The organism is Lishizhenia sp. (assembly GCF_057456495.1).
Genome location: NZ_JBVCPV010000003.1, coordinates 1 through 14,766 on the forward strand (window position 1 = coordinate 1; position 14,766 = coordinate 14,766).

At 36.3% G+C, this 14,766-nt stretch carries 13 protein-coding genes; 5 read left to right on the forward strand and 8 right to left on the reverse strand.

Annotated elements, in window-relative coordinates; translation table 11 throughout:
- From AC22ZQ_RS00455 to AC22ZQ_RS00490, 8 genes are all read right to left on the reverse strand, one after another.
- The coding region (locus AC22ZQ_RS00455) for an efflux RND transporter permease subunit (RefSeq protein WP_318956604.1) at nt 1-2,763 on the reverse strand (2,763 nt) is incomplete at its 3' end.
- Between the two features lie 4 nt (nt 2,764-2,767).
- The gene (locus AC22ZQ_RS00460) at nt 2,768-3,895 is read right to left on the reverse strand and encodes an efflux RND transporter periplasmic adaptor subunit (RefSeq protein WP_318956605.1); all 1,128 of its coding nucleotides are present in this window, start codon (nt 3,893-3,895) and stop codon (nt 2,768-2,770) included.
- Between the two features lie 26 nt (nt 3,896-3,921).
- A complete protein-coding gene (locus AC22ZQ_RS00465) occupies nt 3,922-5,256 on the reverse strand; it encodes a TolC family protein (protein ID WP_318956606.1) in 1,335 nt (444 codons plus the stop codon).
- Nucleotides 5,249-5,866, reverse strand: a complete 618-nt coding sequence (locus tag AC22ZQ_RS00470) for a TetR/AcrR family transcriptional regulator (protein ID WP_318956607.1) — start codon at nt 5,864-5,866, stop codon at nt 5,249-5,251. Before AC22ZQ_RS00470 ends, AC22ZQ_RS00465 begins: the two co-directional genes overlap by 8 nt.
- A 110-nt stretch (nt 5,867-5,976) precedes the next feature.
- Nucleotides 5,977-6,675 (reverse strand): CTP synthase, encoded by a 699-nt coding sequence (locus AC22ZQ_RS00475; protein WP_318956608.1) that lies wholly within the window; start codon nt 6,673-6,675, stop codon nt 5,977-5,979.
- An 81-nt stretch (nt 6,676-6,756) separates the two neighbouring features.
- Nucleotides 6,757-7,392 carry a hypothetical protein gene (locus AC22ZQ_RS00480; RefSeq protein WP_318956609.1) on the reverse strand — a complete coding sequence of 212 codons (636 nt, stop codon included), beginning with the start codon at nt 7,390-7,392 and terminating at the stop codon, nt 6,757-6,759.
- A gap of 85 nt (nt 7,393-7,477) precedes the next feature.
- Nucleotides 7,478-7,765, reverse strand: coding sequence for a hypothetical protein (locus tag AC22ZQ_RS00485; RefSeq protein WP_318956610.1), 288 nt, complete (start codon nt 7,763-7,765; stop codon nt 7,478-7,480).
- Complete coding sequence (locus AC22ZQ_RS00490; protein ID WP_318956611.1) at nt 7,765-8,082, reverse strand: hypothetical protein; 318 nt, start codon at nt 8,080-8,082, stop codon at nt 7,765-7,767. The genes AC22ZQ_RS00485 and AC22ZQ_RS00490 overlap by 1 nt, the downstream gene beginning before the upstream one ends.
- 113 nt (nt 8,083-8,195) lie before the next feature.
- Here AC22ZQ_RS00490 and AC22ZQ_RS00495 point away from each other — a divergent pair, with 113 nt between their 5' ends.
- The 5 genes from AC22ZQ_RS00495 (at nt 8,196) to AC22ZQ_RS00515 (ending at nt 14,568) form a co-directional block, all read left to right on the forward strand.
- Entirely contained in the window at nt 8,196-9,488 is a 1,293-nt protein-coding gene (locus AC22ZQ_RS00495) for an aminopeptidase P family protein (RefSeq protein WP_318956612.1), read from the forward strand.
- Between the two features lie 2 nt (nt 9,489-9,490).
- Nucleotides 9,491-10,273, forward strand: a complete 783-nt coding sequence (locus AC22ZQ_RS00500; RefSeq protein ID WP_318956613.1) for an alpha/beta fold hydrolase — start codon at nt 9,491-9,493, stop codon at nt 10,271-10,273.
- Nucleotides 10,274-10,550: 277 nt separating this feature from the next.
- Nucleotides 10,551-11,333 (forward strand): LytR/AlgR family response regulator transcription factor, encoded by a 783-nt coding sequence (locus AC22ZQ_RS00505; RefSeq protein ID WP_318956614.1) that lies wholly within the window; start codon nt 10,551-10,553, stop codon nt 11,331-11,333.
- Complete coding sequence (locus AC22ZQ_RS00510; protein WP_318956615.1) at nt 11,333-14,278, forward strand: sensor histidine kinase; 2,946 nt, start codon at nt 11,333-11,335, stop codon at nt 14,276-14,278. Before AC22ZQ_RS00505 ends, AC22ZQ_RS00510 begins: the two co-directional genes overlap by 1 nt.
- A 44-nt stretch (nt 14,279-14,322) precedes the next feature.
- Nucleotides 14,323-14,568: a hypothetical protein gene (locus AC22ZQ_RS00515; protein WP_318956616.1), complete on the forward strand. Its 246-nt coding sequence runs from the start codon at nt 14,323-14,325 to the stop codon at nt 14,566-14,568.
- Nucleotides 14,569-14,766 lie beyond the last annotated feature (198 nt).

Genomic DNA, 14,766 nt, shown 5'->3' on the forward strand with positions numbered 1-14,766 from the left:
CACGTATTCATTCATGGCATTCTTCAACTCCTCTACAACTTCATTTCCATTATAACCTTCAGCGGTATTAGACGACACAACTACCATAGGCACTTGATCTTTTCTTACCACCGCGGTATATGAAATGTTCTCTTTTGGATCTTCGATAACACTTCGAATGGGAATACGTAAAATCTGACCTTTATTATTTCTAAAAATCAATTTCTGGTCCAATAAAGCATCAAGATTATCTCTGTCTTCCTTTTTAAACCTTACTACGATATCATAAGTCTCTTCATCTTTCGTATAGGTTGAGATATCTTGCCCTAACAAGGCTTTACGAATTGCCATACCTACAGCTGTAGTTGAAGAATTTAATTTTCTTACTTTATCTCTATCTACAACAATCGGAATCTCAGGACGTGTAGCATCCACATTCAACTTTAATTTATCTACTCCAGGAACCGCTTTACGATCCAAGAAATTTTTAATCTCAGTAGCGGCAATAATTACATCCTTGTAATTACCTTTTCCGGTTACTTCCATATTAATTGCAGGAGGTAACGGTGGTCCGTCTTTGTTTTTATCTACACTTACTTCTATCTCTGCAGTAAACTGCCCCTTCATTCCCTCTTGGATTTCCTTTAAAATCTTAGAAGTTTCTATCGTATCTCTGTATTGGAATTCAGCAAAACTCACCGTTACTTTTCCTTTGTGAGGAGTAGATCCCATACTAGACATATCATTAGGGTCCGTAGCTCCCTCACCTACCTGCGTAATTACAGATTGAATAAGCTGAGCATCTTTTGGCTTCCCTGCTGTATCAGCATAATAAGGCTGTAACAACTCGTTTACACGCTTTTCAACTTCAACAACAGTTTTGTTCGTTACCTTAATATCTGTTCCAATAGGGTGACTCACATAAACATGCACCATGTTCGGTTGGTTTTCTGGGAAAAACACAACTTTAGGTTGAAAGGCACCCACAAGAGCTATAGAAATAACCAACATCAATATTGTACCGACAATAAAGAAAACAGGGTTTCTTCCTCTCAAAGCAAACTCTAGAAAACGCTTGTACATGCGTTCTAATTTTGGCAAGAATTTGTTCTGGAAAGTTTTTGTTCCCGGTACAAAGACAAACATGTTTACTAAAATAGTAATACCCACCAAGGCTAAAATGTTACCAAAAGCCACAGCTCCTCCAAAGATGGATAGCAGTCCTAAAACAATAAATATAGAAGCTGTTACCAATGATTTCTTAGTATTCGGCTTGTCTTCTTCAACCTTCATATATAAGGCTGTTAACACAGGGTTAATTACCAAGGCAACGAAAAGAGACGAACCTAAAACAATCATTAAGGTAATGGGTAGATATTTCATAAACTCTCCCATCATTCCTGGCCAAATTGCCAAAGGAATAAAAGCTGCCAAGGTTGTTGCAGTTGAAGCAATAATAGGCCAAGCAACCTCACCGACACCATAAATAGCGGCTTTGAAAGGGTCCATTTTTTCTTCGTCTATGAAACGGTAAACGTTCTCTACAACCACAATACCATTATCTACCAACATTCCTAGTGCAAGTACTAGAGAGAAAAGCACCATCACATTTAAGGTAACTCCCATTGCAGAAAGGATGAGGAAAGACATGAACATAGAGAGAGGAATTGCCACCCCTACGAACATAGCATTTCTACCTCCAAGGAAGAACAACAATACAATAACCACTAATAAAATACCGAAGATGATAGAGTTCTCTAGGTTAGAAACCATATCTCTTGTCTTATCAGACTGGTCGTTTGCTATAGAAACTGCGATACTTGGAGAAATTGTTTTATCGGCTTTACAGTCAGCCAAGATTTTTTCAATTTTTTCGGATGCTTCCAATAGGTTTTCACCTGCTTGCTTTTTCACATCCAACATTACCACCGGTACACCAAATTCTCTGGCGTAAGAAGTAGTATCTGCATTTCCAAAATAAACCTCGGCTACATCTTTCAAGTAAACAGGCATCAACTCATCCTGTTTTACGATAATATTAGCCAATTGCTGCGCATTATCAAACTCACCATCAATACGTAAGGTTTTTCTCCATCCATCCATTAAAATTTCACCACCTGAAATTATTTGGTGTTCAGAAGATACTGCTCTTTCAATGTCATCCAAAGTAACGTTTACAGCTTCAGCTTTCAAACGATCCACTTCTATACGCATTTCTTGCTCTTGCACTCCACGAATATCAACTTCGTTTATTTCTGGTAGATCTTCAATCATGTCTTCCAGAATTTCAGCTGTTTCTTTCAACAACACCGGGTTATCTCCACGTAAGTTGATGTTCATAATCGGCATTTGAGCCGGGTCCAATTCAAACACATTGGGTTCTACCGGAAGATCTGGGAAATCTGTCTTAGACCTCGCTTTATCGATGGCATCTTTCACTTTAGTAAGTGCATCTGCCGCTTCCATTTTAAAATCGAACTTGATACTCAAAGTAGTGTAACCATGAATAGAATTCGAATTGATTTCATCCAAATACTTAATGCTGGCCACTTCTTTTTCAATAGCTTCTGCTATTTTCTCTGACATGTATGCTGGAGAAGAACCTGGCTTGGCAATTCCTACATAAATCTCAGGGATCTGTAATTCTGGAAAGTTTTCTTTCGGCATAGAAGTATATGCACCCATTCCCCCAATGATGATAATCATCATAATTAAGAAAACAGTTTTACGGTTGTTTACCGCCCAAGAAGACAATCCAAAAACTTTAAATTTTTTATCGTCCATTTTCCTATATCTTTTCTTTTACCAAGTCTTTTTCTGTAATACCTCTTGCTCCTTTCGCAACTACTATATCACCATCTTTTAATCCTCCAGATAGGATATTTACAGCACATTGACCACGGAAAGAACTGATTACCTCTAAATACACTCTATTCACACTGTAAGTACCGTCACCATTGTCTTGAGCAACAAACAAGAAAGACTCATTTTGTTGAGTTTTCTGAATGGCTTGAGCTGGAACTACCATAGCTGAATCCAATATCATATCTGTAATGTGCAATTCTGCTACCATGTTCGGCAACAACTGTTCATTGTTTTTCAATGAAGATTGAATTCTAAACGTTCTGTTGGTAGGCTCAATGTAATTTGCTTTTGCCGTTACCTCCATATCGAAAGTATCTTTCAATGTAGGAACGTACACTTCGATAGGCGTACCAAGATTTACTGCCGTTAAGTGACCTTCAGAAATATCTGCTGTAATACGTACTTCATCATTATTTACCAGGCGTACCAATGGTGATTGTGGTCCTGCAATTTCCCCTTCTTTTGGGAAAATTCTATCTACCACACCACTAAAAGGAGCTGTTACACTCGCTTGCTTACGCTGTGCGCTTAAAGTTTCTAATTTAGAACGAAGACTGTTTACCTGATTTTCGGCTTGTTTCAATTCAAACTCACTTCCTACTCCTCTCTCCATCAATTGCTTTTGCTTATCCAACATGTATTCTGCAAAAGACAAGGATGTTTTTACTTCGTTGATGGAACTACTTAAAATCTCAGCATCAAGCGTTACTAGGGTTTGACCTTTAGAAACCTTTTGTCCTTCTCTTACTAAAATCTTTTGGATCACCCCTCCTGTTTCGGCATTGATCAAGGCGTCTTTATCTGTTTCAACAGCACCTTGCACAGAAATTTGGTGCACATACTTACCAGTATGCGCCACACCAAACTCCACCAAAGGATATACATAATCCTTCACCGTGTCTAAAGCGGCAATTTTCGTATCTAGTTCTTTGATTTTTTCTTTTAATTCCGCCTTTTCTTCCTTTAGTTTTTCTAAAGATCCCATAGGAGAATTACAAGCAGCAACCGCTACTCCTAATACAGCTACTACTAAAAAATTGAACTTTTTCATTTCTTTATCTTACTTATGTAAATTTCTTATTTAACTAATTTGTGGTAAAGTTTATCTATCTCTAAACGCGCATTCAACACATTCACTAATGCGGAAACGTATTGTGTTTGCGCATTAATAAGTTGACTATATTTTTGAGAAACGATGATACTATTCCCTTCACCTATATCTTTTTTCGCCAAAGCGTTTTCATAGATTGCTTTTGCTAACTGAACATTTTTCTCCTGCAACATCAACATGTTTTTAGCATTGTTGAAATCATTGCGGAGCTTCATCTCTTGAAATTCGAGTTGACGCTTCAATTGGTCGATTTGATTCTCTGCCTTTTTCACCTCAACAATCGCTTGCTTCGTTTTAGCTGAACGCGAACCACTTGAGAAAATGGGTATGGTTAATTGTATTCCCCATACAGTTTGTCCGAAATATTGTTTATCGCTATCAAAGAAGTTAAATTCATTTCTGTAGGCATTATACTGCTGGTTAAAAGAAGCTCCTAATCTTGGTAAGTTAGCAGCCTTCATATTTCTAACATTGTATTCATTCAATGTTTTCTGGCGCTCCAACATTTGTAGGTTTAAGTTATCTTCTATGTTACCCTCTGTTGCCGATAGTGCAAAACTTTGATTCAACAATACACTCAAATCATCTGTTAGACTTATCGCCTGATCAAAAGGAAAAGCCATGGTCATCTTTAACAATTCCATAGACGTTTTCAATTGATTGTTTGCACTTTCCTGACTCGTTTTCGCATTTAACAAAGAGAACTCTAACTGATCCAGGTCTTCTTTTTGCATCAATCCCAAATCGTAGTAGTTCTTTTGTTGATCAAACAAGGTCTGCGTAGCCTCTACAAGAGAATCTACAAACGCTTTATTCTTCTGCGCAATCAAGGCCATTTGATAAGCATTAGTAACATTGTACAAAACTTCTTCTTCAGATACCTCAGCTGCGGCAACAGAAAACTCTTTATACAACCTACTCACTTGCAGCCCTACAATGTAACTTCCGTCAAAAATTAATTGACTAACAGATAGTCCTCCCGAAAGATTGTATTCTGTTCCTGCTCTGAAGGAAACCGTTGTACCAGGTTGACCGATAAAAGCTCCATCTACTACCTGAACAGGTAAGCTCAAAAAATTCTGAAAGCCACCCTGCATATTCACTTGAGGTAATCCGATAGCCCTTGTTTCAACCACTTTTTGGTTGGCTGCTTCAATGTCTAATTGAGCATTTTTAATTGCTTCTGTGTGCTCTAATGCATAGCTCTGTGCTTCGTACAGACTAAAACTCGTTTTTTCTTCTTGAGCCTGTAAGAAACTCGTGATAAACAATAGGGCAACACCTGTTACTCGTTTAATCATTTACTTCTTTTTTTAACTGTTCTTGTAAATATTTCAATCCTTTTTCGTTTGCTAAACCACGTAAGTGGAAAATCAGCATCTCATTAAAGACTTCCTCAAAACTGAATTCAGTGGGAGGAAATGCTTTCGGGTCAAATGCTCTATCAAACCTACCGATAAACAAACGAGGCATAATCTCAAGATTGAGGTCATCCCTGTAAACTCCTTCTTTCATTCCTCTTACCATATTTTCTTTCAATAATTGATGAATGAAAACAATCCTGTGTTCTTCCAATATTTGCCAAGCATCGTTGTGATACTTTTGCATATCGAAAAACACAGAAGGGTGTACTTCTCTAATTTTCTTTAATACGTAAGAGGTAATGGTAAGGAAGGCTGCAATTGCATTTTCAGATTCTTCTTTGGCGGTCAAACAAAACTCGGCGTCTTTTTGTGTTTTTGCAATCACCATTTGACGCACCATATCCTTTTTATCTTTAAAGTAAACATAGAGCGTTTTCTTAGACACACCTAGCTTATTGGCTAAATCATCCATGGTAACACTTTTTATTCCGTAATGCATGAAAACCTTAGAAATCTGATCAATCAATTCTAATTTCTTCTCTTCCATGGTGCAAATGTACACACATAAATTACACTAGAAACTTTTTACACAAAAAAAGTTTCCTTGGCATGCATATTTTCTACCAACGGTAAAATCCAAAGATTAAAGGATGCTAATTAGCCGATTTTTGGCTGAACTTTTTGATTGAGTTGATGGGAGATATTGAAAAAAGCGGTGATTAGTGGATGGGGCATTTCGCGTGTGCTACAGATTTGCGGACAAAACATGGAAGCGACACAAAAATTGTGATTTTTCAAAGAGATGATTTCAGGTTCTTCAAATTGATTGAGCGCCTCAATATCTATTACTTCATCCTTGAGATAATTAATAAGGCTAGGGTAAAGACTATAACGCGATGAACTTAATTCTTGTCGGGTATGGGCAGCATATAATTTTTGAAGTTGAGGAGAAACCGGGTACACTTCAATGGGTTCAAATCTATTTCCATCCACTAGATTTTCTGAAATCAACTTCTCCTTATTTGGATTTAAATTGTAGTTAGCAATGAGTAAATCTATGAAGGGTTTGAAGGCTTCTCCGGTAATCAATACAGGGATTTCTAGTTGAACTACGGTGTGCAAGATATTCGTAACGTAAAATATGGATTCACTATCTCCAGGTGCAAACCAAATTCCATCGTAATCATAAAAAGCATTCTTTTTCATTTCAGAAGCTTCTTTGATTCGTATCCAGTAATAACTCACCTCTAATTCTAGCAAGCGTTCAGAATGCTCAATAGCCATGTTCGTGGCGTGATGTGAATTAAACGTAAAGTTAAAATCACCTATGATTGCTATTTTTAGTTGCCTGCTCATACGTCCAATTTCAATGTAATTTAAAAAAAAAACGACTGATTCGAAAGAAACAGTCGTTTTTAATATAAACTTATCTAAATCTTAACGTTTGAAGACCCCGTCATAAACCGCGTCTTGAATCGTTATACTTGTCTGATTTCCGTTCGCATCGTAGAAATACAATTGGCAAGAAAAGTTTGCCGTAAAGATTAAATAATCTCCTGTTTCATCCGAAACTTGTTCCATTTCAACGATTTCAAAAGTCTCACCAGCACCTCCATCTTCGGAAGTCCATACTTTTCCAGTTTCATCTATATAAACAACCTGAACTCCTTCTTGAGCAAGTGTTACAAAATCGTAGGTTGGACTCTCCTCAAAAAACTCATTGAATTGATTTAAAGCTGGCGTTGAAGTAATTGTTGGATTGAACTCTAACCATCCTAATCCTATACCTACACTTTGTTTAATGCTTTGATCTTCTGATTTAATTTGCGAGTAGTAAACACAGAAAGAACTGTCACTATTCGGAATACCTGGAATAGTATCTACTAATTTTTCTGTCTCACAAAAGTAATCTTCTACGTGCTCTGTAAATTCTACTTCAGCGCCATTAACCAAAGCCTTGAAGTGTGCTCTGTACTCTATTTTATTATCTGGCGCAGGAATAATTTCTGGTTTTGCACAAGAGGTAACCACCAATAATGCAGTTAGTGATAGAATGAGTGATGCGTATTTCATTTTTCTTAGTTTCTATAATTATAGTCTCAATAAAAGTACGGATAAATATAAGAAAGGTTGCTTAACTTGCTACAAAACCATTCACTCAAGCTTCATTACAGCTCAATTCTATGTCTAAGCCTTGGATGGGCATAAATTTTTTCTTGGTAAAATGACTCACTTTTGCTTTCAACTTTTTAAGTTGCTGTTCCATCAAGTTCAAACTCGAAGGCAATAAAATATATCCCAAATTAAAGCCCTTGTACATCACAATAAATTTTGATGGATTATTCTCTACTTCAAGCAAGTCTAAACTTTTCCCCACACTTATATGGTGATAGATATAGATCATCTCCGATCTACTTAAATCTTCTACTTTTGTAATTATTTTCATTATGCGCGTATTTGTTTAATGCTGTGATCAAAACTTAACTCTTCCACACAAACGTCTTCCCAACCGTATTTTTTCATGTCAAGTGTGTACAAAAAGCCATTATCCGTTTCGTAGGCTTGGAAGTTTTCACTCAAAGAAATCTCTACTCCTAGCGTTTGAAATTTGTTAAACATTACATTCAAATCTGAAAGATTCATAAAGAACTTTGTTTCCACCTCTTCCCCATTTTGCAAGATGATAGCGTCTACTGTTGCTTCTTTATCTCCATCTTCAATTAAAATGTAGTTTACTTTTACATGTTGAAATACTGCTCTCATTTTGTGCCGTTTTTAAGTTTATGATACAAATATGCAGGAGTAGGTCGTAACGTATTTACGGACTTAAATTCTCCCACAAATTATTATCTTCGAGCATTCTTAAAAACACAACAATGAAGTACGATAGAATTGACAAAGAACTTTTCATTTCGAATAGAAAAAGATTTACACAACATATGGAAGGAAATGCATTAGCAGCATTCACTTCTAACGATGTTTTCCCTACTGGAGCAGACAGCACATTACCATTTAAGCAATCGGGAGATATTTTCCACTTATCAGGAGTTGATCAAGAAGACAGTATTCTTGTAATTTTCCCTAACGCAAAGACTGAAAAATTTAGAGAAGTATTATTCTTAACTGAAACAAATGAGCACATTGCTGTTTGGGAAGGTGAGAAATTAACAAAGGAAGCTGCTTTTGAAACTTCAGGAATCAAGACAGTTTACTGGCGTCATGAATTTGAAACCATCTTTAAGCAAATGATGGCGGAAGCAGACACTATTTACTTAAATACAAACGAACACGCAAGAGCAAAAACAGAAGTTGAGACGCACGAAAAACGATTCAACAAAAATGTGGTCGCTCAATTCCCAGCTCACCAAGTGAGAAAGAGTGCTCCTATCATGCACAAAATTAGAAGTGTTAAACACCCTATAGAATTAGACCTTATGCAAAAGGCTTGTGACATCACTAAAGCAGGTGTTCACAGAGTTTTAAAAGCATTGAAGCCAGGTGTTATGGAGTACGAATTGGAAGCTGAAATCATGCACGAATTCTTAAGAAATCGTTCGAAAGGTTTTGCTTACACACCAATTATTGCCTCTGGAAAAAGCGCCTGTGTTTTACACTACATTGAAAACAACAAAGAGTGTAAAGACGGTGATTTAATTTTGATGGACTTTGGTGCAGAATACGCCAACTATTGTTCTGATCTTACACGTACTTTCCCAGTAAACGGAAGATTTACAGATAGACAAAAAGATGTTTACAACGCTGTTTTGCGTGTAAAGAAAGCATCAGAGCAATTATTAGTTCCTGGAACTATGCTTGGAGAATACCATCAAGAAGTAGGTAAGTTAATGACTTCAGAATTACTCGGTTTAGGTTTATTAGACCAAACTGACGTTAAAAATGAAAACCCAGATTGGCCAGCATACAAGAAATACTTTATGCACGGTACTTCTCACTTCATTGGTTTAGATACACACGATTTAGGTTTATGGACTGAACCTATCCAAGAAAATATGGTCTTTACTTGTGAGCCAGGAATCTACATCCCTAACGAAAACATTGGAATTCGTTTAGAAGATGATTTAGTAGTGAGAGAAGGTCAAGCACCATTGAACTTAATGGGAGACATTCCTATTGAGATTGAAGAAATTGAATCTATAATGAACGACTAATTATGTTAACACATAAAGGTTTATACTACAGGATAACTGGCAACGGTTATCCTGTTCTTTTGTTGCATGGTTTCTTAGAAGACGAAACCATGTGGAAGGAAATCAGACAGAGTTTCGAAGGTTTCCAATTTATAAGCATAGATCTACCGGGTCATGGTAATTCAGCTAATCATCCCTTAAAAGATGAAATGCAATCTATTGCACAACCTGTTGCCGATTTAATACAAAGTTTAGGGTTTACGAACTATGCAGTTGTTGGACATAGTTTAGGAGGCTATATAGGATTAGAGCTTTTAAAAAGCCTTACTCCTCCAAGTTCTATTTGTCTGTTAAACTCACATCCTTTTGAAGACACACCGTTTAGAAAGGAAAATAGGTTGCGCTTGGTAGAACTGCTGAAAACAAAAAAACGCAGCTTTTTACAACAAGCCATTCCAGGTTTGTTTATGTATCCGTCGAATCACGATATTGAAATTCGCAGCTTGATTGATGATGCTGAAAAACTTCCAACAGAAGCCATTCAGCATACAACTTTAGCCATGCGTGCAAGAGAAAATTATGCCACTACCCTAATAGAGGAGGCGAAAAAGACTAAAATCTATTGTATAGATGGGGAAGATGATGTTTTAGTGCAACATCGTGCTTTACAAGATTGGTGCTCTGAAGTTGGTGGAACTTATTTAAGTATTCCTGACACTGCTCATATGCCATTTATAGAAACACCTGATGAACTTTTGGAAAGTTTAGAGCTTGTATTTAAAGACATAAAAAAACGGGAAGATTAATTCCCGTTGTCATTAAATATCCAAATTCGAATAGGGTCTACATGTAATGTTGTAATCATAATTTTAAGTTTTAACAGCGTTTAATGGTGTAGCTAAAAATTGCTAACACTATGCAAATTAAGGAATAAGCACGGTTTAATTTCTGCCAAACTTGTTAGTAGCGGAGTTGATTGATTCAAAAGTGAAGATTTTCATTTAAACGGTAAATCCTTAGTATTAGTGGTGAAAATGAGCCTTTCTAGGAAAAAAAATTATCTTTATTACATAAAATCAAACTATGACAAAACTTAAAGCTTTAATTGTAGACGACGAAGAAATGGCTAGGAAAAACCTCGTAATGTTACTCGAGGAATTTTGTCCAGAAATAGAAGTTTTAGGAGAAGCTGCCAATAAAAAAGAAGCCAAAGAAAAAATTGAAGAACTTAAACCAGATGTACTCTTCTTAGACATAAGAATGCCAAGTGGTTCTGAAGGTTTTGAACTGTTAGAAGAAATTGAAAACAGAGATTTTTTAGTTGTTTTTGTAACCGCCTTTAAAGATTTTGCCATTCGCGCTTTCCAAGCCAATGCAATTCACTATCTGTTAAAACCCATAGATATTGATGATTTAAAAGCTGCCGTTGAAAAGATCATTGATTCTAGTAAGTTGTACAAATCAACTCCTGATGGAATGGACACCTATTACGATACGATTAAAAACTTATCGCATCAAATCCATTCAAGTCAATTCAATAACCGAATTGCAATTAGTCATACCAAAGGACTAAAAATAGTTGAAGACGATACCATCTCTTACTTAGAGGCAAGTGGAAATTGTACCACAATATATTTCACCAATGGGAAAAGGTATTTAGACACGCGAACTTTAAAAATTTACGAAGAGATATTAAATCCTGATAAATTTTACCGTGTACACAAATCCTACATCATTAACTTAAATGAACTTGTAGAATATCTCAATGAAGACGGACATACTGCAGTATTAAAAGATGGAAAACATTTACCGGTAGCCAGAAATAGAGTATCTGCTTTCCTCAAACTATTGAAAGGAAAACATTAATGAAACACCTTTGCTTTCTCTTCTTTCTTTTAGGCTTTTTAGTAAGTGCTTCTGCTCAGAATTACAGTTATATAAAGTATAGCGCTTCAGAAGGACTACCGCAATCTCAAGTTTTTGACATCACCCAAGATAACAACGGTTATTTATGGGTGGCCACTTTTGGTGGTTTAGCCAAGTTTAACGGAACTAAGTTTGAGACTTTCAATACGGAGAATGGACTATTCAATAATAGAAACTCTTTTATTGAGTTCATTGATAACCGTCTTTATGTTGGACACGAAGGAGGAGTGAGTATAGGAGACAACAGAAGCTTTATTCATATAGCACTACCGGATGCGGCCAAAACCACAAAAGTAACGGCTATTCAAAAATTCAAAAATGAAATATTCATTGCAACTAACGGAGGAGGCTTGTACAAACTGGTTGACAATCAATTTGAACGCATAAAACAAAGTCCACAATACATACGAGACCTAACCGTATTTGAAAATCAATTGTATTTAGCAGCAAGAAAAGGACTTTTCTCTGTACAAGAAAACGGAGTTTTGGACACACTTGTTTACGACACTAAAATATCTTTCACTGGTATATCAAAGAGTAAACAAACTTTGTATTTATCAGCTTACAACGGACATATTTATCAATACAAATCATCTCAACTCAAAAGTCTCTACGTTTCAAACACAAAGTTTAGAGGAGTACTTTATAAAAACAACAAACTCTGGTGTTATGCCCTGTCAGGTGTTACCCAAATCAATTTAGCTACAAATAAATCTTTAAGACTTACAGACAAAAACGGATTAGAAACCCCCGACATTAACGCCGTATTTATTGACAGAGAAGACAACCTCTGGTTGGGAAGTAGTGGAAAAGGATTATTGCGCTTTTCTGGAGAAGCATTCACCTATTTCAAAAAAGACGAACGCCTATCCTCTGACCTAGTGCTCTCCATATTAGAAACTCAATCTGGCGAGTATTTTTTCTCAACTTTTGACGCAGAACTTACGCATTGGATCAACGACACAAACACAGCCTTCCTTCATATTGTGGATGGATTTGTATGGTCTTCGGTAGAACGAGAAAATGGCGACATATTTTTCGGGACCAATAAAGGAATCTATTGGCACGATAAATCTGAAGATTTTTGGAAAAGGTATAAAGGAAAAAATAAACTACCGAGTGCTAAAATAACTGCCCTGTTTTTACTTTCGGATAGCAATACCGTATTAGCAGGAGGAAAAGACGGTTTCTCTAGAATTGTTGCAGACAGTGTTTACATAGACTCATCTCTGATTCAAAAAAACCTTAATGTAAAAGGCTTTGCGCAAATAAACGATGACATTTATGTGTTAGGAAAAAAGAGTCTGTATAGAGTGCAAGGTTCACAAGCCAAAGAAATCATTCACCAAGAAGATTATTCATTTACCTCCATTCGAAAGGATGCTGACAACAACCTATGGCTGGGAGCCGAACAGGGTCTATTCCTTGTTCAAGGAGACTCTTTGGTTGAAATAGAACTCGACAATAACAAAGGAGCGAGTTTCACTTTCTTTGTTGAAACCTATAAACACTACATTTACGTAGGAACGAATAACGGACTTTACCGCTACAACATTCACACCCACAGCATCAAACATTACGGTATAAATGAAGGACTGATTGACCTTGAAGCCAACATCAATGCTGTATATATTGATAGTAAAGAACAGCTCTGGTTTGGAACAGCAAGTGGTTTAATGAAATTAGACCTTAATAAGGAAGATGCCATATTTACGAAGGCGAGTCCTTTGGTACAAATAAGTGAGATTAAACTGACAAAAACCGATAAAGACATTAGTACATATTGTGACTCTATTACTCCTTTAGGTTTACCGGTTAACTTACAGCTGCCCTACAAACTAAACGGATTGAATATAAGGCTAGATGGACTTTTCTACTCTAATCCAAAAGGGGTTGAGTTCTCCTACCAATTGGTTTCTGAAGACTCTCTAAAATGGACGCCTTTAGATGAGGCTTCAACCATTACTTTTCCCAACCTAAACTTTGGAGATTATACCCTTTTGATTAAAGCCAAGAGTATCAATGGTCAAGAAAGTGAGATAAAATCTTTCCGCTTTACCATATTGCGTCCTTACTATTTTACAACATGGTTCATCACCAGTATCATTCTATTATTGATACTAATCGTATTGGGCATCTTATACGCTAACAATGTGCGTATTAAAAAGAAGATTGCTCGTAAACAATATGAAGAACAGTTAGAGTCGCGCACGAAACTAGCCAGATTAGAACAACAGTCTCTTAACGCGAGCATGAATCGTCACTTCATATTTAACTCTTTAAATTCAATACAGTATTATATAAATGCTAACGATAAATTAAGTGCGAATAGATTCTTAACTCGTTTTGCCAAACTTATTCGAAAAAACCTGGACAGTTCACATGAAAAGAATGGACTTGTAAAGTTAGCCGATGAAATGGAGCGTTTAAAGTTATATATGGACTTGGAGCGCATGCGTTTTACCAATAAGTTTGATTACAGCATCCACATAGAAGAAAATATAGATCTAGAATCAATAGATGTTCCAGCCATGTTATTACAACCCTTCGTAGAGAACAGTATCATACACGGTGTACTGCCACGTCATGACGACAAGGGACACATACAGGTAAACATTAATAAACGTGAAAACAGTTTTGTTGTAGAAATTTTTGACAATGGAGTTGGAATTGACGTGAGTAAGGTAAATAAAGTAAGCTTTGAAGGAGATCATAATTCTCACGGTATGGAGATCACATCTAAGCGTATAGAAATACTTAAAAAGCTGACAGATAGAAATATTGAATTAACCGGGCCACAGCAAATCAATGAAAACGACGGTTCAATCAAAGGAACTAGCGTTTGGATAAGAATAGAAAACAATAATTTGTCTGTTCGGGATTAACATTGTATATTTGGATTTAGTATTCTTATCAAAGAACTGAATAAATGAAAAAGTATATATTCATACTCGCGCTTTTACTTATGGCTGCTACGGCATGTCAGAAAGAGGTTATTGTTCCTAACGATAGACCTAGTGAAGTTACGATGACTACACGAGGTGCTTCAGATGATGTTGTTACTCCAGGTGCAGCAGATGATGAAGACGACAACATTACAGATCCAGATAATGATGAGGATGAAACAGATGTTGAATCTGAAGAAGATTTAGAAGCTTTAAATTCTAAGAACTAGAATTAACACGATAAAATTATAATCCCAACTTTTCAGTTGGGATTTTTTTTGTCCATACATTTCAATCAATAAAAGCTACCGGTCAAAAGTTTACATTAATACACATGGCTATTTTACTATAAATTAGGGGGTGATCAGATCAACTAGCTTAAAACCTGGCAATCTGAAATGCGTTACAAATCGAATTACCTCAATTAG

Bases quoted from the DNA above. Each gene is read 5' to 3' on its own strand.
- AC22ZQ_RS00460 (WP_318956605.1), bottom strand. From the start codon at position 3,895: ATGAAAAAGTTCAATTTTTTAGTAGTAGCTGTATTAGGAGTAGCGGTT.
- AC22ZQ_RS00465 (WP_318956606.1), bottom strand. From the start codon at position 5,256: ATGATTAAACGAGTAACAGGTGTTGCCCTATTGTTTATCACGAGTTTC.
- AC22ZQ_RS00470 (WP_318956607.1), bottom strand. From the start codon at position 5,866: ATGGAAGAGAAGAAATTAGAATTGATTGATCAGATTTCTAAGGTTTTC.
- AC22ZQ_RS00475 (WP_318956608.1), bottom strand. From the start codon at position 6,675: ATGAGCAGGCAACTAAAAATAGCAATCATAGGTGATTTTAACTTTACG.
- AC22ZQ_RS00480 (WP_318956609.1), bottom strand. From the start codon at position 7,392: ATGAAATACGCATCACTCATTCTATCACTAACTGCATTATTGGTGGTT.
- AC22ZQ_RS00485 (WP_318956610.1), bottom strand. From the start codon at position 7,765: ATGAAAATAATTACAAAAGTAGAAGATTTAAGTAGATCGGAGATGATC.
- AC22ZQ_RS00490 (WP_318956611.1), bottom strand. From the start codon at position 8,082: ATGAGAGCAGTATTTCAACATGTAAAAGTAAACTACATTTTAATTGAA.
- AC22ZQ_RS00495 (WP_318956612.1), top strand. From the start codon at position 8,196: ATGAAGTACGATAGAATTGACAAAGAACTTTTCATTTCGAATAGAAAA.
- AC22ZQ_RS00500 (WP_318956613.1), top strand. From the start codon at position 9,491: ATGTTAACACATAAAGGTTTATACTACAGGATAACTGGCAACGGTTAT.
- AC22ZQ_RS00505 (WP_318956614.1), top strand. From the start codon at position 10,551: ATGACAAAACTTAAAGCTTTAATTGTAGACGACGAAGAAATGGCTAGG.
- AC22ZQ_RS00510 (WP_318956615.1), top strand. From the start codon at position 11,333: ATGAAACACCTTTGCTTTCTCTTCTTTCTTTTAGGCTTTTTAGTAAGT.
- AC22ZQ_RS00515 (WP_318956616.1), top strand. From the start codon at position 14,323: ATGAAAAAGTATATATTCATACTCGCGCTTTTACTTATGGCTGCTACG.